Annotated in this window: 12 protein-coding genes and 1 pseudogene; 12 read left to right on the top strand and 1 reads right to left on the bottom strand. The window is 48.6% G+C overall.

The genetic code is table 11. The features are described 5' to 3' along the window. Positions 1-99: 99 nt before the first annotated feature. The 11 genes and pseudogenes from HW447_RS01945 to HW447_RS01895 all read left to right on the top strand — a co-directional run bounded on the left by HW447_RS01945 (position 100) and on the right by HW447_RS01895 (position 16462). Positions 100-717 (top strand): TetR/AcrR family transcriptional regulator, encoded by a 618-nt coding sequence (locus HW447_RS01945; protein ID WP_176253626.1) that lies wholly within the window; start codon positions 100-102, stop codon positions 715-717. Between the two features lie 34 nt (positions 718-751). Next, positions 752-1891 carry an efflux RND transporter periplasmic adaptor subunit gene (locus HW447_RS01940; protein WP_176253625.1) on the top strand — a complete coding sequence of 380 codons (1140 nt, stop codon included), beginning with the start codon at positions 752-754 and terminating at the stop codon, positions 1889-1891. A 3-nt stretch (positions 1892-1894) separates the two neighbouring features. After that, positions 1895-4945: an efflux RND transporter permease subunit gene (locus tag HW447_RS01935; protein ID WP_176253624.1), complete on the top strand. Its 3051-nt coding sequence runs from the start codon at positions 1895-1897 to the stop codon at positions 4943-4945. A gap of 237 nt (positions 4946-5182) precedes the next feature. Then, a pseudogene (gene mgtA / locus HW447_RS01930) lies at positions 5183-7829 on the top strand (magnesium-translocating P-type ATPase). Positions 7830-7837: 8 nt separating this feature from the next. Continuing rightward, complete coding sequence (locus HW447_RS01925; RefSeq protein WP_176253744.1) at positions 7838-8359, top strand: winged helix-turn-helix domain-containing protein; 522 nt, start codon at positions 7838-7840, stop codon at positions 8357-8359. A gap of 217 nt (positions 8360-8576) precedes the next feature. Continuing rightward, positions 8577-11348 carry a magnesium-translocating P-type ATPase gene (gene mgtA, locus HW447_RS01920; protein WP_243176173.1) on the top strand — a complete coding sequence of 924 codons (2772 nt, stop codon included), beginning with the start codon at positions 8577-8579 and terminating at the stop codon, positions 11346-11348. 13 nt (positions 11349-11361) lie between these two features. Further along, the gene (locus HW447_RS01915) at positions 11362-11520 is read left to right on the top strand and encodes a hypothetical protein (RefSeq protein ID WP_176253622.1); all 159 of its coding nucleotides are present in this window, start codon (positions 11362-11364) and stop codon (positions 11518-11520) included. A gap of 130 nt (positions 11521-11650) precedes the next feature. Next, a complete protein-coding gene (locus HW447_RS01910) occupies positions 11651-12676 on the top strand; it encodes a stage V sporulation protein AD (protein ID WP_176253621.1) in 1026 nt (341 codons plus the stop codon). A gap of 2 nt (positions 12677-12678) precedes the next feature. Then, the gene (spoVAE, locus tag HW447_RS01905) at positions 12679-13035 is read left to right on the top strand and encodes a stage V sporulation protein AE (protein WP_176253620.1); all 357 of its coding nucleotides are present in this window, start codon (positions 12679-12681) and stop codon (positions 13033-13035) included. A 169-nt stretch (positions 13036-13204) separates the two neighbouring features. After that, positions 13205-15097, top strand: a complete 1893-nt coding sequence (locus HW447_RS01900; protein WP_176253619.1) for a sensor domain-containing diguanylate cyclase — start codon at positions 13205-13207, stop codon at positions 15095-15097. Between the two features lie 30 nt (positions 15098-15127). Then, positions 15128-16462, top strand: coding sequence for a GGDEF domain-containing phosphodiesterase (locus HW447_RS01895; protein WP_176253618.1), 1335 nt, complete (start codon positions 15128-15130; stop codon positions 16460-16462). A gap of 72 nt (positions 16463-16534) precedes the next feature. Here HW447_RS01895 and HW447_RS01890 read toward each other — a convergent pair whose 3' ends face one another. Next, positions 16535-19252 carry a transglycosylase domain-containing protein gene (locus HW447_RS01890; RefSeq protein WP_176253617.1) on the bottom strand — a complete coding sequence of 906 codons (2718 nt, stop codon included), beginning with the start codon at positions 19250-19252 and terminating at the stop codon, positions 16535-16537. Positions 19253-19472: 220 nt separating this feature from the next. On the opposite strand from HW447_RS01890, the gene HW447_RS01885 reads away from it, so the two are divergent. Then, entirely contained in the window at positions 19473-20123 is a 651-nt protein-coding gene (locus HW447_RS01885) for a YigZ family protein (protein ID WP_176253616.1), read from the top strand. Positions 20124-20145: the final 22 nt, after the last annotated feature.

Genomic DNA, 20145 nt, shown 5'->3' with positions numbered 1-20145 from the left:
AGGGTCAAATGCACAAATTTTGTGCATTTGATTTTATTTTGCCTATTGTCAATTAGACAAAAGTCCATATAATGGTTAAGGGTAAAGGAGATGAAAAAAATGCCCACAGAGAAATTCATGAATCTGGGTGATTACAAAAAGCAGGCGATCCTGGATGCAATGCACACAGAGTTCATGACGACGCCTTATTCAGAAATCCGGATCAGCAGCCTGATCAAGCGGGCCGGAATATCCAGAGCCAGCTTTTATCTGTACTTTGAGAGCAAGGATGATCTGTTTGCCTGTATGATGCGGCAGAGAAGGGAACGCCTGGAGCAGGGGCTTGTGGAAGCCTTTCGGGAAAAGAGGGGTACGTTTCATGAGTCCATGGAGCTTTTGGTGGAGCGCATTATGACAGATGAAAGCTACAGAGACTGCTGGGAATTCTGCAGACGGATGCTGGAGGACGAGACCTGCCGGGAGGTGGCTGTACGGACAGAAGCAGAGTTTGGCGGGCGCAGGCTGCGGGAAAAAAGCGAAAAGGAATGTTTCGAGGCCATGGACCGGACCGGTTATGGGGAGCTGAACGAGGAGCGGCTGCGCTGTGCCATCGAAATGGGGCTTTTGGTGATCATACGGATTTCCATGCTCCAGCTGGATCAGGCCGCTGACCCCAGGGAACTGAAAAACATGGTATATCAGCAGTTTGCCATATTGGACCGAGGAATCAGGGATTAAAAATCGTGCATAAAAGAAAGGAAGGCAGAAAGAAATGAAAAAAAGCAGCAAGAGACTGATCGCAGGTGCGGTGGTCCTGTTAGTGGCAGCAGGGATTGTATTTAAACTGGTGTCAGGAAATGATGAGGAGCCGCAGTACGAGACGCGGCCCACTGTATCCGTGCAGACGCCGTCTACAGGAAACATTACGCTCTATACAGATCTTACAGGAACAGTAGAGCCGGCGGCAAAAGCGGCGGTGATGCCAAAGATCAGCGGAGAGATCCTGGAGGTGAATTTCCAGGCAGGAGATACGGTGCAGGCAGGCCAGGTCTTATGTAAAATCGACTCAGATACATTAAAGACCCTGGAACTCCAGATGCAGTCTGCCTCCGTTGCTGCCGATACCGCAGCCAGAGAACTGGCTCGGCTTCAGCCTTTATACGCCCAGGGCTTTGTATCTCAGCAGCAGTTCCAGCAGGCTCAGGATTCAGCCACCAGCGCCCGTCTGGCCTATGAGACTGCCAAGACCCAGTATGATCTGCAGGTGGAGTACACTACAGTAACCGCGCCTATCGGCGGTGTGATCGAGAGCAGAGGCGTGGAGCTTCACGACCATGTCAGCCCTTCCAGCCAGATCTGTGTGATTTCAGGCAGCGATCAGCTTCAGGTGAAGTTTGGCGTTACCGAGAAGGTTATGAAAAATATGAGTGTGGGCGAGGGGGTAACGATCGAGAAAAACGGCAGTTCATATGAGGGCAGCGTGACGGAAATCGGAGCCATGGTAAACGCCTCCACCGGGCTTTATGATGCAAAGGCAGCCATCAGTCAGGGAACGGGCCTTACAAACGGTGCAAAGGTAAAGCTGACTGTGGTAATGGATCGGGCAGAGAACGTGATGACGGTTCCCGTAGACGCGGTAAACTACGATAACGGGCAGGCTTTCGTATACTGCTATGAAGACGGAACCGCGAAAAAGACAATGGTAGAATCCGGTATCTACGATGGAGATACCATGGAGATCAAATCCGGACTTACCGCAGACAGCCAGGTAATTACCAGCTGGAGCAATGAGCTGGTAGACGGACAGCAGGTGCTTTTAGACAACGGTCAGACAGAAGAGACAGAGACCTCCACCCAGGAAGCTGCGGCTCCTGAGACAGCGGCTTCAGAGTCAGAGAAGGCAGGTGAATAAGGAATGGTCAATCTTACAAAATTTGCGGTATGCAAGCCAGTCACCATCATCATGTGCCTGCTTACCATAGCATATTTTGGAATTCAGTCTCTGATGGGAACAAGAGTGGAACTGACTCCTGAGATGGAACTTCCCATGCTGCTGATCAGCACGGTTTATGCGGGTGCAAGTCCTGATGACATCAAGGATCTGATTACTACCAAGCAGGAGGACGCTATTTCCTCACTGGACGGCGTAAAAGATGTATACAGCTATTCACAGGAAAACGTTTCCATTATAATGGTGGAATATGAGTATGGAACCAATATTGATACCGCATACATCAACCTGAAAAAAGCCATGGATACCACAAAGAGTGATATGCCGGATGATGCAGAAGAGCCCAATATCATGGAACTTGATATGAATTCTTCTCCGGTTATGACCCTTGCGGTAGGCGGCCAGGTAGACGGAAATCTCTATACATATGTGGAAAACAACATTCAGCCGGAGCTTGAAAAGCTGGGCTCTGTAGGAGAGGTATCTCTTTCAGGCGGACAGAAGGAATACATCAGTATTCGCCTGGATCCTGAAAAAATGGCCCAGTATAATCTTAGCATCAACACTATTGCCCAGATCGTTGGCGCAGCCGATTACACGATTCCTGCGGGAGATGTGAAGGTAGGAAAGCAGGAGTTAAGTGTCAGTGCAGGCAATGACTATGAGGATGCGGAAAGCCTAAAGAACATCACGATCCCTCTGGCAGGGGGAGATGTGATTCATCTGTCTGATGTGGCAGATGTCTCCCAGATCCTGGAAGATGCGGACTCCATCGGACGCTATAACGGAACAGATATTGTATCCATTGCCATCAAAAAACAGCAGAGTTCAACGGCCATTGATGTTTCAAATGATGTAACCAAGGAACTTAAAAAACTGGAAGCAGCGAATCCGGGACTTGAATTTACCATAGTTAATGATTCCAGTGACATGATCAACGAATCCATCAGCAATGTATATCAGACCATGATTATGGCGATTCTCTTGTCCATGCTCATTCTGTGGCTGTTTTATGGAGATCTGCGCGCCTCTGTTATTGTAGGTACATCTATTCCTATTTCCATCATGCTGACGCTGATTGCAATGAGCCTTATGGGCTTCTCGCTGAATGTTATTTCTCTGACATCCCTGGTTCTGGGCGTAGGTATGATGGTAGATAACTCTATTAACGTACTGGACGGTTGTTTCCGGGCGAAGGAAAAACATAATTTCTATGACGCGGCCATAGAAGGAAGCCGCGTTATGATTAACTCAATCATCGGCGGTACGGCTACCACCTGTGTTGTATTTATTCCGCTGGCAATGCTGACCGGTATGTCAGGACAGCTCTTTAAGCAGCTGGGCTTTACCATTGTGTTCAGTCTGATTGCCTCGTTGTTCTCGGCAGTTACCATTGTGCCCCTGTGCTATTATCAGTGGCATCCTGTTGAAAAGGCGAGTGCGCCTGCAGCAGGTTTCATCAGAGGCTGTCAGAACTGGTACCGCAAGCATATGCCTTCAGTAATACCAAAGACGGGATGGGTTATCGGCATAAGCCTACTTCTTCTGGTTCTTTCTTTTGGCCTTGCGACTCAGCTTAAAATGGAACTGATGGTATCTGTAGACGAGGGAATTGTAAATATCAATGTAAAGACGAAACCGGGACTTTCCGTGGAAGCGGTCAATGACACGGTGGCTCAGATTGAAAAGCTGGTCGCTGAGGATGAGGATGTGGATCATTACCTCTTAACATATGGTTCCAGCGGACTGAGTACCAGTGGCGGCAATGACGTTTCCATCAGTGCGTATTTGAAAGATGACAGGAAACTGTCTACTGATGAAGTGATTGATAAGTGGAACCGTGAGGTAGAAACGTATAAGGATATTTCTGCAACCCTGGAACAGGGCAGTACTACCATGTCTTCTTCCATGAGCAGCGGAAACTCCGTTGAGGTAGATTTACAGAGTACCGATTATGATGCATTAAAGGCTGCTTCTGACGAGCTGGTAAACGAGCTGAGAAAACGGGAAGATGTAATGCAGGTTCATTCCTCCATTGAAAATGCCGCTCCGATCGTAAAGGTAAAGGTAGACCCGGTAGCCGCTCAGGCAGAGGGGTTAACGCCGGCTTCTATTGGATCCATGCTTTACAGCAATTTAAGCGGTGTCAAGGCTACAACATTAAGAGTAAATGGAGAGGATGTGGATGTAAAGGTTGAATACGAGCCTGACCGTTATGATTCCATTGAAAAGATCCAGGGAATGATGATCCCCACTGCTACAGGAACCTCGCTTCCATTAGAGGATCTGGCTGAGATACGTTTTGAGGACAGCCCGCAGCAGATCGTGCGCAAATCAAAGCAGTACCAGGTGGCTATCACCATGCAGGTGCAGCCAGGTTATGAGGATACGGCAAAAGAGGATGTAAACAAGTTCGTGCGCAGCTGGAATATGCCATCAGGCGTTCAGATGGCGGCCAATGCTACAGATGAGAGTATGCAGGAGGAGTTAGGCGCTTTGGCCGGGGCATTACTTACAGGTATCTTCCTGGTATTTGTAGTAATGGCTATCCAGTTTGAGTCTCCCAAGTTCTCACTGATGATCATGACTACTATCCCGTTCTCGCTGATTGGCTCCTTTGGACTTTTGTTTGCAGCTGACAGTCCGATCAGTATGGTGTCTATGCTGGGCTTTTTGATGTTAGTCGGTACGGTAGTTAACAACGGTATTCTATATGTGGATACGGTCAACCAGTTCCTTGCTGAAATGCCGTTAGATAAAGCCCTTGTGGAAGCGGGAGCAATACGTATGAGACCCATCCTGATGACTACGGGAACCACGGTCATTTCTATGATTCCCAACGCGCTGGCCTATGGTAAATCCGGCGCCATGATGCAGGGCCTCGCCCTTGTAAATGTAGGCGGTCTGATTGCTGCAACTATTCTGACTCTGGTGCTTCTTCCAACCTATTATAAGCTGGTATATAAGATGGGCAGAAAAACCATGGGAGAGGATATCCTGGTAATCGACGATTGATGGGACATATACCTAAATATATAAAATAAGAACAGCCAGTCTTTCCATTTGGTCTCAGGGCAGTCCCTGGGGGCGATGGGAGGCTGGCTGTTTTGCGCTGTCAAAGGGCTGCTGTTTGTGGCGCTGATGTTTCTTATGGTTCTTACATTTATCAAAATGAAAAACAAGCAAAAAGCAAGATTTAAAATATACAGTTATGTGGTACAATGAGAGAAACTGCTTGGGAGGTGAAGTTAGATGACCCCTGGTGTTTCCATACATAAACGGGTTCTTCATTACGCGTATGCAGACACAGATGCACTGTACCGGGATTTTCAGATTTCAGAAGATGGATATAATGAGGAACAGGCTGCAAAAAACCGCGAACAATACGGCAGCAATACACGAAACGGAAGGGCTGCCGATACGGCAGTCTACCGTTTGCGCAGAGCTTTTATCAATCCATTTACTATCATCCTGTTTGTGCTGGCGGGTGTTTCGTTTATTACGGATGTACTTCTCGCCTCCAATTTCAGCCGCAATGCGACCACAGTGCTGATTATCCTGAGTATGCTGCTGATCAGCGGCATGATCCGGCTGATTCAGGAAATGCGGACAAAACACATAGCTGATCGTCTGTCCAGGATCATCCATTCGGATGTGATGGTGCGCCGCGGCGGGAAATGGAGGGGTATCTCATCCACGGAACTGGTGGTTGGCGATACGATTCGCCTCTTTGCCGGGAACAGGGTTCCTGCCGATCTTCGTCTGACTGCTGCAAATGACCTGTTTGTTTCCCAGGCCGTTATTACAGGTGAGAGTGCTGTTCTGGAAAAGAATGCAGGAAGGCTTTCAGGGCATATAGTTTCCTCCTATGCGGAATACAGCAATATCGTTTTTATGGGTTCTGCTGTGATTGGCGGAACAGGAGAAGGAGTAGTTTTGGCCGTTGGAGAGGATGCCGTTTACGGAGGATTTTCGGGAGCGGAATCTATGGGTAAGAACCGATTTGACCAGGGTGCAAACTCCATTGCATGGGTAATGATCCGTTTTATGGCTGTTCTTATCCCGGTTGTTTTTGCTGCCTGCGGGCTTACCAAAGGGGATTGGTTTACTGCGTTTGTATTTGCTTTATCAGTTGCCGTAGGGCTGACCCCGGAGATGCTGCCCATGGTAATCAATGCCTGTCTTGCCAAAGGGAGCAATGCCATGGGTCAGAAACAGACCGTGGTTAAAAATATCAACGCCATGCAGGGGTTTGGCAGTATGGATATTCTGTGTGTGGATAAAACAGGCACTTTGACCGGCGATACAGTGCTGTTGGAATATTACATGGATATTCTTGGAAATGAAAGCGAGAGCGTGTTGGACTTTGCCTATTTAAACAGTCTGTACCATACCGGGGTGAGGAATCATCTGGACACGGCTGTTCTCAAATACCGCGATTTGCCCGGCTGCAGCGCTCACTTTCAGGAGATTGCAGCAAAACATCCCAAACTGGATGAATTGCCCTTTGATTATGACCGGAAGTTCGCAAGCGTTCTTGTAAAGGACAAAACGGAAAATCTGCTTATCATTAAGGGGAGCATGGATGAGGTATGCCGGCGCTGCGCTTATATTGAATACAAGGGCCGACGCAGCGCTATGGGAGATGAGGGATACTTAAGTGTCCATGCCGTAGTGGATGATATGCTGGAGGACGGCATGAAGGTTTTGGCTGTGGCATATAAGCCGTTGGAGGGGGAACGGTTAAATACCAGTGATGAAACAGATTTTATCCTTATAGGCTATTTGGCGTTTTTTGATGCGCCAAAGAAAACAGCGGAAGATGCCATTCGTAAGCTGAAATCCCTTCATGTCGGGATAAAAGTGCTGACCGGCGACAGTAAAAGCGCAGCGGTCTCTGTCTGCCGCCGTCTGGGGATCGATACATCAGAAATCATGACAGGAAGGGAATTTAGCCATCTGACGGAGGATGAAATGCTGATCCGGATGGAGCGTACCGCGGTTTTTGCGGAACTGTCCCCAAAACAAAAGCTGGAAGTGGTTCAGACGCTGCAGTCGAATGGACATACGGTTGGTTTTCTGGGAGACGGAATGAATGATTTGCCTGCTGTGGTGCAGTCAGATGTTGGAATTTCGGTGGATACAGCAGCAGAAGCCGTCAAAGAAAGCGCGGATGTGATCCTGTTAAAAAAAGATCTGAATGTTTTGGAGGAAGGGATTTTGGAAGGCCGGAAAGCCTTTTCTAATATGTCAAAATATATCAGGATTACAGCATCGTCTAATTTCGGCAATATTTTTTCCATCGTCATTGCCAGTGTATTTCTGCCCTTTTTTCCTATGACCTCGGTACAGCTGCTTTTGCTGAATCTGCTCTACGATGCTCTGTGTCTTGTTCTTCCCTGGGATCAGGTAGATGAGGATACATATTTGCAGCCATTGGAATGGTCTGGCCGGACGTTAGGGCGTTTTATGCGCTTTTTCGGCCCGATAAGTTCCATCTTTGATATAGTCACGTTTGTTTTTTGTTTTTTGTCCTTCTATGTGCGGCGGAAGTTTTGCGTCCCTTGCGGCAGGCGGAGGGCAGGAGCGGTTTATTGCCCTGTTTCAAACCGGATGGTTTCTGGAATCAATGTGGACGCAGATATTGATCCTGCATCTGCTTCGCACCAGAAAGATACCATTGTTCCAGAGCAAGCCTTCCCGTTCTGTCATGCTTGTAACGACATTGGGAATTTTAATTTTTACTGTTATGACCTTCACTCCTGTGGGGCATCTCATCGGGCTGACTTCTTTGCCGCCCGCATATTTTGGTTTCCTGATCGCTGTAGTTTTACTGTATTTGCTTCTGGTGACATTTGCAAAGTACTGGTATGTAAAGAAGTATCATGAATTGCTTTAAGAGGAGGAATCTGCCATGAAAAAAATATTGGTTTTATCAGTCTGGATTCCGCTCTGATCCAATGGCTTCAGGAGAAACTTCCTATATCTGCGCCAGATACCGCAGGAACAAAAGAATTGATAGAGGGCCTTGAAACATTGATCAATGGAAGATCAGATCTGCTTATGGTGGAACTTGCAGATACAGAGAATGTTATGCCCGTAACCCCAACCATCCGATGCGGTACGCTGTCCATTGATCCCAAATCCCGGAAGGTGCTCCGTGATGGCGCGGAGATTTTGCTTACGCCCAAGGAGTTTGATATTCTTTACTTTCTGGCCCGCAACCGCGGGGAAGTCTTTACAAAAGAGCAGATCTATCAGGCGGTATGGGAAAGCGAATACTTACTGGACGACAGCAATATTATGGCGTTTATCCGAAAACTCAGGAAAAAGATCGAACCCAATCCGGATGCTCCGGAATACATATTAACGATTTGGGGGATTGGATATAAATTCAGCGACAAACAGCAGCATATCATTGATTGCTAAATCGCAAGGAAATCGCAAGGCTTTAGCCATGTGATTTTCCCTGCGTTTTTTTATACTTAATGAAGGATTTGATTCAGACCTGACAGGAGGTGGGGAAAATGAACGCTGACAGCAGTCCGCAAAGTAAGAGGCAGAGGCAGGGTCGCAGAAAATGGTCAACGGCCATTTTCCTCATCTGATTCTGTTTCTTGCCTCGGTAAAAAAGGAGGTAAGATCAATGAATAAGAAGAAAATGAGCGGCCGGCAGATGTTTTTGGCCGCAGAAACGGCCATGGTGTACAACGAACAAAAACGCCGCATCCATTTTGCAGCAACACATTCCATCAGGGAAGTTTTAAAAAGTGTCAATACGGCATTGTGCGGCCTTTCGGCAGAGGGGGTTGTTGCTAACCGGGCGGAATATGGAATGAACAAGGTGACTCGTCAAAAGAAAAAAACACTGGCGCAAAGCCTTGTGGGAGCTTTTGTCAATCCTTTTACAGTGATTTTATCCTGCCTGGCAATGGTTTCCGCCATCACGGATATGCTTTTTCCCTATATGGAACTGTTCGGAAATAAGAAAGAGGATTTTGACTGCCTGACAGTGGTTATTATATTGACTATGGTGTTTATTTCCGGCACATTGCGCTTTGTACAGGAGTCCCGCAGCGGCAATGCGGCGGAACGGCTGCTTGCCATGATTACTACAACCTGCACGGTTGACAGAAGAGAGCAGGGAGACGTTGAGATACCGTTGGAGGATGCTGTTGTAGGGGATATCGTCCATCTTTGTGCGGGGGATATGATTCCGGCCGACCTGCGCATTGTGGAGGCAAAGGATTTGTTTGTCAGCCAGTCCAGCCTGACGGGAGAAAGTGAGCCGATAGAGAAAATGCCAAAAACAGCTGAGGCAGAGCGGGATTCCATAACCGAATATGCCAATATTGCTTTTATGGGAAGCAATGTCATCTCCGGCAGCGCAGTGGGTGTCATTGTTGCAGTGGGGGATAATACCCTGTTCGGTTCTATGACCTCCTCTGTGGCAGAGGAAGCCGCAGAGACGAATTTTACCAAGGGTGTCAATGCAGTGTCCTGGGTGCTGATCCGTTTTATGATGGTTATGGTTCCCCTGGTTTTTGTGATGAACGGAATCACCAAAGGGGACTGGCTTGGGGCATTTCTGTTTGCTGTCTCCATTGCAGTAGGACTGACTCCGGAAATGCTGCCGATGATCGTCACGACCTGTCTGGCAAAGGGCGCTGTTTCCATGAGCAGGAAAAAGACCATTGTGAAAAATCTTAACTCCATCCAGAATTTTGGGGCAATCGATATTCTTTGTACCGATAAGACAGGCACTCTGACCCAGGATCAGGTGATGCTTGAATATCATATGAATGTGAGCGGGAAGGAAGATATGCGGGTTCTGCGCCATGCATACCTGAACAGTTTTTTTCAGACGGGTTATAAGAATCTGATGGATGTGGCAATCATTAAGAAAACGGAAGAGCAGGAAGCAGAAGATCCCCGGCTGATTGATCTTTCAGAACATTATGAAAAAGCGGATGAGATTCCTTTTGATTTTACACGCCGCCGTCTGACCACAGTAGTTCGGGATAAAACCGGAAAAACACAGATGGTCACGAAAGGAGCCGTGGAGGAAATGCTGTCTGTGTGCTCTTTTGCAGAGTATGGCAAAGAGGTTATGCCTTTGACGCAGGAATTGAGGAACATGATCTTGAAAACAGTGGATGCTCTGAATGATAAAGGGTTCCGCGTCCTGGCTATTGCACAAAAAAACAGCCCGTCTCCGGCTGGCGCTTTCGGTGTAAAAGATGAATGTGATATGGTTTTGCTGGGATATCTGGCTTTTCTTGATCCGCCTAAGGAAACAACTGCAGCTGCAATCTCGGCGTTAAGGGAATATGGCGTGACAACGAAGATCCTGACAGGAGATAACGATAAGGTAACCCGTACGATCTGCTCCCAGGTCGGTTTGAATGTACGGAATATGCTTTTAGGTTCTGATCTGGAGAAAATGAGTGATCGTGAACTTGCCGAGGCTGCTGAACAGACGGAGGTTTTTGCAAAGCTGACCCCGGATCAGAAAGTACGTGTGGTGTCAGTCCTTCGCAGGGCCGGTCATACGGTCGGCTTCATGGGAGACGGTATCAATGACGCGGCTGCCATGAAATCTGCGGATATCGGTATTTCTGTGGATACTGCGGTAGATGTGGCAAAAGAGAGCGCGGATATTGTTCTTCTGGAAAAAGATCTGATGGTGCTGGAAAAAGGGATTATTGAGGGCAGAAAGACATACGCCAACATGATTAAATACATCAAAATGACCGCCTCTTCCAATTTTGGAAATATGTTTTCCGTGCTGGCAGCTTCGGCCCTGCTGCCTTTCCTTCCAATGATGAGTGTTCAGCTGATCGTTCTGAACCTGATTTATGACCTGTCCTGCACTGCGATTCCCTGGGACAATGTGGACAAAGAATTTCTGCGCGTGCCCCGTAAATGGGATGCCTCCTCTGTGGGCAGCTTTATGATCTGGATTGGGCCCACCAGTTCTGTTTTTGACTTTGTAACTTATATTTTCATGTATTTTGTGTTCTGTCCCCGGTTCGTATCAGGGGGAATTTTGTATAACGATCTGGCCAGTCATTTTGGCGGCGCAGAGCTGCTGCGGATGCAGACGGCCTACGCTGCAATGTTTCAGGCAGGCTGGTTCGTAGAATCTATGTGGAGCCAGACGCTGGTTATTCATATGATCCGTACACCAAAGCTTCCATTTATCCAGAGCCGTGCATCTGCTTTGCTGACACTGGTAACCTGTACCGGAATTGCAGTTCTTACAGTTATTCCGTTTACAGAAATTGGAAAGCTGCTGGGGTTTGCGGCGCTGCCGGCCAGTTATTTTGCATACCTGATTCCGTGTATCCTGCTTTACATGGCGCTGGCGACCAGTATGAAAAAGGCCTATGTGCGTCATTACGGCCAAATGCTTTAGGAGGAGAGAAAAAATGAACTGGACAAATATTTGGATTCGCTTATTTGGAACACGTTCTCTGTTTGGGCTTGATATGGGATTCTGGATTGCAATGGCTGCGGTTGCGCTGCTCGTTGTTCTGATGAATGTGGTATTCTGGGGAATGAAACCAGGGAAAAGGCCCAAGTCATAGCTGCCCGTCATTTTCTTATCAAAAAAGGCATAAAATTTCCTTCGTCCGTTCATACTAATGTAAGAATGTCAGAAGTGGATTTTGGAAAGATTCGTTTCTGGGAAAATATGGGAAAGAGGTGCGAAAATATATGGAACAGAAGAAAGGCAAGGCTACCGTTCAATTTGCCCGGCCGCCGGTAATTGCAGGGGCGGCCAGCGTGGCCGGAAAGAAAGAAAGCGGTGGGCCGCTGGGACCGTTTTTTGACCGTCATTTACTGGATGACGGGAAAGAAAAGGAAAACTGGGAGCAGGCGGAAAGTGCTATGCAGAAGGAGGCGGCAGAACTTGCGATTGAAAAGGCGGGGCTTGACAGGGAGGATATCCGTTATCTGTTTGCCGGAGATCTGCTGGGACAGCTGATTGCTACTTCCTTCGGCACGGTAGATCTGGAGATCCCCTTATTTGGCCTCTATGGCGCCTGTTCTACGATGGGAGAGGCGATGAGTCTGGGAGCCATGATGGTGAATGCAGGCTATGCGGATCATGTGGTATCTATGGCGTCCAGTCATTTTGCAACAGCAGAAAAGCAGTTCCGTTTTCCGCTGGCCTATGGAAACCAGCGTCCCATGTCGGCCTCCTGGACGGTTACAGGGTGCGGAGCGGTGGTGATTGGACGCCAGGGAGAATCGGGGCTGGCAAAGATCACAGCAGTGACCACCGGAAAAATGGTGGATATTGGGGCCAGGGATTCCATGAATATGGGAGCCGCTATGGCGCCCGCCGCATTTCACACCATTGAACAGAATCTGGAGGATCTGGGTAAAGATGAGACCTGGTATGATCAGATCATTACCGGCGATCTGGGCGAAATTGGAAGCCGGATTTTACTGGATTTGATGAAGGAAAAGGGACGTGACTTAAGCAGGCTTCACATGGACTGCGGTGTGGAGATTTTTAATAAGGAAACTCAGGATACCCACGCAGGAGGGAGCGGCTGCGGCTGTGCTGCCGTAACCCTGTGCGCCGCTGTTCTTCCAAAGCTGCAGGAGGGACTCTGGAAACGGGTTCTTTTTGTACCTACCGGAGCTCTTTTGTCCACTGTAAGCTATAATGAAGGCCAGACCATACCGGGGATTGCCCATGGAGTGGTCATTGAGCATATGGAAGGAGATTGAATATGGATTATATCAAGGCATTTGTGGTTGGAGGCCTGATTTGTGCGCTGGTTCAGATCCTGATGGAAAAGACAAAGCTGATGCCGGGCCGGATCATGGTTCTTCTGGTGGTTTCAGGGTCTGTATTGGGCGCTCTGGGGCTGTATGAGCCGTTTCTTAAATGGGCGGGAGCAGGGGCCAGCGTGCCGCTTCTGGGATTTGGAAATACGCTTTTTAAAGGGGTAAAGACCGCTCTGGAAGAGGAAGGGGCATTGGGGCTCTTTAAAGGAGGGCTTACGGCCGCTTCCGCCGGCATCAGCGGAGCGCTGATTTTTGGCTATCTGGCTTCTGTGCTGTTTAAGCCAAAGATGAAAGGGTAATTTATTAAAGAAATTGTATTCATCCCCTGAAAAGTCTGTTATAATAGGTACCATCCACAGATGAGAGGAAACTTCTCCCATCGGCGGATGGTACCTGTTTGCGATTGAGATTATTATAAGATATATATGGAATCGCCAACAGACAGGCGAATACACTGGGGGAGACGCTATGGGTGAGCAAAAAAAGAATGGCTGGAAAATGGCCTCATGGGCTTTGTTAGTCACAGGGGTCATTGTGTTTGCCATAATTAACATACTGGTGGTGTTTTTTTGTTATTCCAGGCACATACATCGAAAGATCCTGGATCAGAATATGGAACAGATAGGGAATGTTTCAGATTATGTGGTAAGAATCATCCGCAATGAGATGAAGCATTGTATTGAGACGCTGGAGGTAAGTGAAGAGATATTTTCCAGGCAAAGAGAACTGATTTCTCCGGAAAGCGTGGATCAGCTGATTCAGATCAGAGATAAGACCGGTTTTACCATAGCGGGTCTGATGGATCGGGACGGCAATGCCATTGACGATACGGGGACAGGCTGGCAGGTGGATCAGACGGGTTTTCTGAAGGTCATGGACAGGGGAGAGGTTTTTATCTCGGATGTTTTTACCAGTGAGAGGCAGCATATGGACCAGATTCTTGTGATGGTTCCCTTAGAGACTGCGGGACAGATTCAGGGCGCTGTCTGGGGGCAGTATCCTATTTCATTCATTACGGATATTATAGATCAGGAGATGGATTTTGATCTCTATTTTCAGATTGTGGATGATAAGGGACGCTATATAAGCCGCTCGCAAAATGAAAACGCCCTGGCGACAGAGCGGGATATGCTGCTTTGGGAGGAGATGGAACGGTATGAATACCTGGAAGGGGATACGGTAGAGAAGGTTAAGGAGAAAGTGGAAAATTATCAGTCCGGGATGCTGTATTTTCAATATGGGGGCCAGGGACGCTATGTAAGCTATCAGCCTCTTGGGATCAACAACTGGTATGTATTTTCCGCCATGCCCTCAGACCAGCTGAACGGATATGTGAATGAGATCCAGGGCCTGTCTTTGGATATGCTTTTATGGTTTAGTCTGTCTGTGGCTCTTGTGGTTGGCGTTGTTATCCTGCTGGCCTATGAGGGGAACCGCAGGATCAGCCAGAAAAACCGGGAACTGGCTATTAAGAATCAGCTGTTTCGGATCGTGATGGACAAAACACAGGATACCCCCTTTGAATTGGATCTTGCCGCAGGTCGGGTAAAGATCTACCGCAGCCGCTGTCAGGATGATGCCGAATATGATGTTTTGGAGAATATTACACCGGAAGCTATGACAGACAGGGGGTATATTCAGAAAAAGGACAGGGGAGTGTATGAGCATTTTTACAGAAAAGTGATCTGCGGCCTTGAGGTGGAACCCTTGGTTCTGCAGCTGAAGGCGGATGGAGCCTGGGAGTGGAACAGGATTCACGTGCTGACTGTGGATGAAACCAGCGCGGTAGGTTTTTTAGAAGGATACACTGAGCAGATGGATCAGAAGCATAAGCTGGAAACCATCAGCCGCAAGACAAGGACAGACGCCCTTACAGGGCTTTATAACCGTGAAACGTTTGTGGAAGCCGTGGAGGAACGCCTTAAAACAATACAGGACTTAGAGACGGCGGGGTTAGATGCTTTATTTATTCTGGATCTGGATCATTTTAAAACCTTAAATGATACTCTGGGACATATGATGGGAGATCAGGCTCTTAAGCAGGCAGGCGCAAACCTCCGATTCTCTATACGCAAGACAGATCTGGCGGGCCGTCTGGGAGGGGATGAATTTGTTTTGTTTCTGGAGGAGCTTCCGGATCTTTTCGCTCTGGAACAGTGTGCTAAAAAGGTGAATAAGGCTCTTTTAATGTCCTGGGAGAGAGAACAGAAAAGGGTGGATATCAGCGCGTCCGTTGGTATTGCTATAGCGGAGCGGGGAATGGCTTTTAAGGAGCTTTATGAAAAGGCAGATCAGGCTCTTTATGAGGTAAAAAGGCATGGAAGAAACGGCTATAGGATCGCAGAACAGGGGAAGCCGTAGCAGAGCGGCCGCAGACAGGAGGAGACAGCATTGGGACGACAGAATATATTGGCATTGCGCAGAAAAATGAAAGAAGCGGCTTTTAACGATCCTCTCACCGGAGGCATCAGCAATGCGGCGTTTCTTTTGCGGGTTCAGGAAAAACTTGAAAAGGAGCCCCAAAGGCCTTATGTAATGGCCTTTTTAAATATCCGCGGTTTTAAAAATATCAATGAGCTTTACGGAGTGGAAACGGGGAATACTCTTTTAAAACAGATTTACAACATTTTAAAGCGTTCTATCCGTAAAGAAGAGATTGTAACACGAAGCGAATGCGATCACTATTTTATGCTTTTGGAGGGAGACAGAGAGGAGCGGGTGAGAGAGCGGTTAGAGCAGATGCTTGAAGAGGTTTCAGGCGCTCCGGAACTTAGGGCTGTGGGGATGGATCTGGAAACCGCGCTGGGGGCCTGCATGATTACAGATCACAGGCTGAATATCCGCATTCTTCAGGACCGAGCCGTTCGTGCCAGCGAATACTGTGAGAGCCAGTCTGGCTGTGTTTTTTATAATGAAGCGCTGGAAGCAAGGAATTTGAGGGAAAAACGGCTGGGGGATTCCTTTGCCCATGGTCTGGAGCATGATGAATTTGAGGTATATCTTCAGCCAAAGGTATATCTTCAGAAGGAGGGCTTCTGCGAGGCTGAGGCGCTGGCCAGATGGCATCATCCCCAGTATGGCATGGTGTACCCGGCAGAATTCGTTCCGCTTCTGGAGGGAAATGGAAAAGTATGCAGTCTGGATCTGTATATGTTTGAAAGAATGTGCCGGATACTCAGCCGATGGAATCAGACCGGCCTGTCAGAACTTCGTATATCTGTCAATCTGTCCAGAGCGCATCTGATCAGGCGGGGCAGAAACTGTCTGAACGATATGAAGGAACTTAAGGAAAAATATCACATCCAAGATGGTCAGATTGAACTGGAAATGACGGAATCTCTATTTTTCGATCCTGCTCAGATCGGCGAAATGAAGGCGTTTACAGAAAAAATACGTTCCTGCGGTTTTGGCTGTTCCCTGGATGATTTTGGCTTTGGATATTCCTCCCTGGCTCTGTTAAAGGACTTAAATGTGGACACCATCAAGCTGGATCGTCAGTTTTTCTCAAGCAGCAGCGAGAAGAGCTGGAAGATTGTAAATGCCTTAATCTTACTGGCTCATGAGCTAAAGATCCGTGTGGTAGCTGAAGGGGTGGAAAGCGGGGAACAGATTCAGCGGCTGAAGGAGGCTGGCTGCGACCTGGTTCAGGGATATTTCTATTCCCGCCCAATGCCTGCCGGGGACTTTGAAAACTGGGTGAGGCAGCGCCGACCAGATAAAGAATGATATATAAAAAACGGCTGCAGCAAAACGGAACATCATCTGATAATGTGACCGTTTGCTGCAGCTGTTTTTGTTTTACCGGGCTCCGGGGCCTGAAGTCTCCCAGGAAGGCCGTGTCTGGGGTTCATACCCTGGGCCGATGGGGGAGATGGTCACGCCGCCGGATCCGCTGTCAGTGCCGTTTTGCGTCTCGCCGGAACCGGAAGAAGGCGAAATTACCGTAGAATTGCCGGAATGGATGGTGCAGTATCCGGGGATGGCAAATACGGAATCATCCGTAGCCAGATTTTCTTCTCCCTCTGGAAGCACCATGAAAATTTTTGTGGTCTTTTCCGGGCAGTAGGGGGTAGACCGCATACCCGACTGGGCGCATACGGTGACAGCTACGTGTTTGTCGCAGACCTCAGTGGGGGCGGTGCCCTTGGCGAAATATTCGGTGTAGACCGCATTTCCTCTTGGATCGTGGTCGCAGACGCCTGCTACGGCCCGTTTTCCGGACTTGCGGCAGATCTCTGCCGTTTCTATGCTGTCCGGGACAGTAAAGCCGGGATCCTCCATTCCCTCATGAACCCGGTTCATAATATTGCGCCAGATATTTTTGTGGAAGGAGGTACCGCCGTTATTTACATTTCCATGGGTTAGTTTCTGGTTGTTGTCGCAGCCGCCCCAGATACCGGCGGTATAGTAAGGGGTAAAACCTACAAACCATACGTCGTTGTTTCCGGTAGTGGTACCGCTTTTTCCGGCAGCGGACATACTGGTAAGCGCCGCACGGGTGCTGGTAGAGGTGATGGATACGCCGGAGCGGGTAAATTTGCGGTTGCTCTTCATAGAGTCAGACATGGCGTCGGTCAGCAGAAACGCAGTGGAGTCCTTTAACACCTGTTTTGTCTCAGGCGTGTTGTCGATCAGTACCTTGCCGTCATGATCCAGGATTTTTGTAAAGAACCGCGGCTTTGTATATACACCGCTGTTGGCAATGGAGGCGTAGGCAGCGGTCATTTCCAGATTGGAAACGCCCTTGGTAAGTCCGCCCAGTGCCTGGGCCGCGCCTAAATCATCTTTTGTCAGAGATGTTATGCCCATTTTCTGAGCATATTCCATGCCCAGCTGCGGCGTAACCGTTTCCATCAGAGTCCGCACGGCAACGATGTTCATGGAGTAGATGATACCGTCCCGGATACTGGAATAGCCGGTAAATCCATAGCTGGATTTCCACCAGTTTTTAAAGGTTTTCGTGCCTACCGTGTAGGGCGCATCATAGTAAACCGTGCCCAGGGTAGCGCCGCAGGCGTCAAGGGCCGGTGCAAAGGCGGTGATAACCTTAAATGCAGAACCGGGCTGACGGTAGATGCCGGTGGCTCGATTTAGAGTCAGGCTGGCAGTCTTTTCCCCGCGGCCTCCGCTTAATGCCTTTACCTCCCCGGTATGCTGGTCCATGAGTACAAAAGAAGCCTGAGGCTGCAGGATCATGTTCTGGCGTTCTCCGATGATCTGATCGCCGTCCTTTAACAGCCATGTTTTGTACTGGTCAATGTCTGCCTGCGCCGCTTCCTTGCTGCCATAAAGTCCCTCAAAGGAGGCATCCCCAAGTACATTTTTGCGGTAGGATTTCAGATTTTCTTCTGAATAATGCTCCGTAGTTCCATCCGCATGGGTGACAGACAGCCGGTATTCTACAGAATATTTGGCCACTGTGTAGTTGTCGGGGTTATTGATTTCCTCATCCACAATGGCCTGAATCTTCGGATCCTGGGTCGTATAGATCTTAAGGCCCCCGGCATAGAGGAGATTTCTCGCCTGACTTTCCGTATAGCCTAACTCTTTCATCAATGCATCAATCACCTGTTCCACCAGCTCGTCTGTAAAATAGCTGTAGTGGGAATTGGTCTCCTGGGCGGCAGTATTTACATTCTGGATCCGATCATAAACATCATCTGCCAGAGCCTCCTCCAGCTCGTCCTTTGTGATATAGTTTTGCTCATACATATATTGAAGGACGATCCTGCGCCGTTCGGCATTATCTTCAGCGCCGGAAATGGGATTAAGACGGGAGGGGTTTTTGGTGATGGAGGCGAGAACCGCACATTCAGAGAGCGTCAGATCGGAGACTTCTTTATTGAAATACCGCCGTGCGGCCACCTTAACGCCCAGGGTATTGTAGCCCAGGTTGATGGTGTTGAGATAGTTGGTGATGATGACTTTTTTTGTTTCTTCCTTGCTCATGCCGGAATTCTTTTCCAGCTGTACGGCCAGATACTGCTCCTGAAGCTTTCGTTCAATGCGCGCTCCCCAGCTTGTCTCCATACCGCCGGAGAAAACATTGTTTTTGATCAGCTGTTGTGTAATGGTGCTTCCGCCGCCGGAATAATCGTCGCTGATGAGACCGTGAACGGCTCTGGCGATGGATCGCAGGTCTATGCCGTCGTGGGACCAGAAACGGGAGTCCTCAATAGCCACAAAGGCGTTGATCAGATCCTTGGGAAGCTCCTCATAGGTGGCGGACTCGCGGTTGGAGCCGCTGGTGACCAGGGTATCGGTCAGATTGCCGTCCGCGTCATAGACAGTGGTTGCAAAACGGTCCGGCTGAATGTTCATGATGTCCACAGAGGGGGCATTGTCAATGATTCCTTTAATCATACCGAAACCTATGGCTGTACCTGCTACAGCCAGAAACAGAAACAACACAAAAAAAGCCTTAAAGATGTTAAAGAACAGCTTTGAGGTGTATTTGGCTGATTTTGACTGGAGAGCCTTAAGCCTGCGCTCAGACTCATGTGTTCCGTAATTCATAGATTCTCCTTTACAACGTGTTGGGTCCCCCCGGCGCTGTCTCCCAAAGACTCTTAATCCGGCAGACAGGCTCCCTAAATTATACAACAGTTTTACAGAATTGAAAAGGGCATAAATATGGCTTGCCTTGGGGACCTAACTATATTATGATAAAAAACAGCAGAAAAATAAGGGAAATGTGGGTGCTGACCCCCAGAAAAGAAAAAAAGGAGAGAGAAAAGTGGTAGAACACTACAAAATCATATACGAGGGCGGAGAAGGGGAGCTTGTGGAGAAAAAATCTCGGTTCATAGCGCAGATTGCTCCTGTTAAGACAGAGGAAGAAGCGCTGGCCTTTGTGGAGGAGATCCGCAGGCAGCACTGGAACGCCAGACACCACTGTTACGCCTATATAATAGGAGAAAGAGGCCAGACCGCCCGGTGCAGCGATGACGGAGAACCGTCCCAGACGGCGGGAAAACCCATGATGGATGTGCTGGAGGGAGAGGAACTCCATGACGTCTGCGCGGTGGTGACCCGGTATTTTGGAGGAACCCTTCTGGGGACAGGCGGACTTGTGAGAGCCTATTCCGGGGCCTTAAAGGAAGGGCTTAAAAACTGTGTGGCAGTGGAGAAAAGGCTGGGAGTACAGATGGAGGCAGAGGCTGATTATAACCATGTGGGGAAGCTTCAGTATATTGCGGCCCAGGAGGGGATCGATATTCTGGAGAGCCGGTACACAGATCGAGCAGTCTTTGTATTTTTAGTGCCTGTTTCCATGGAAGAGAGATTCCGGACAAAGATCACAGAAGGAACAAACGGCCGGGCGCAGATCCGTCGGATAAAGGAGCTGTATTATGGTATGGCAGAGGGGGAACTGGTGGTATTTTAAGAAGTGCAGTGTTTTGGCAGAC

Origin of the sequence: Enterocloster alcoholdehydrogenati, from assembly GCF_013282095.1 — a bacterium.
Lineage (GTDB): Bacteria > Bacillota > Clostridia > Lachnospirales > Lachnospiraceae > Enterocloster > Enterocloster alcoholdehydrogenati.
The sequence above is the reverse complement of the archived record's forward strand: the minus strand, read 5'-3'. Positions and strand labels throughout refer to the sequence as shown.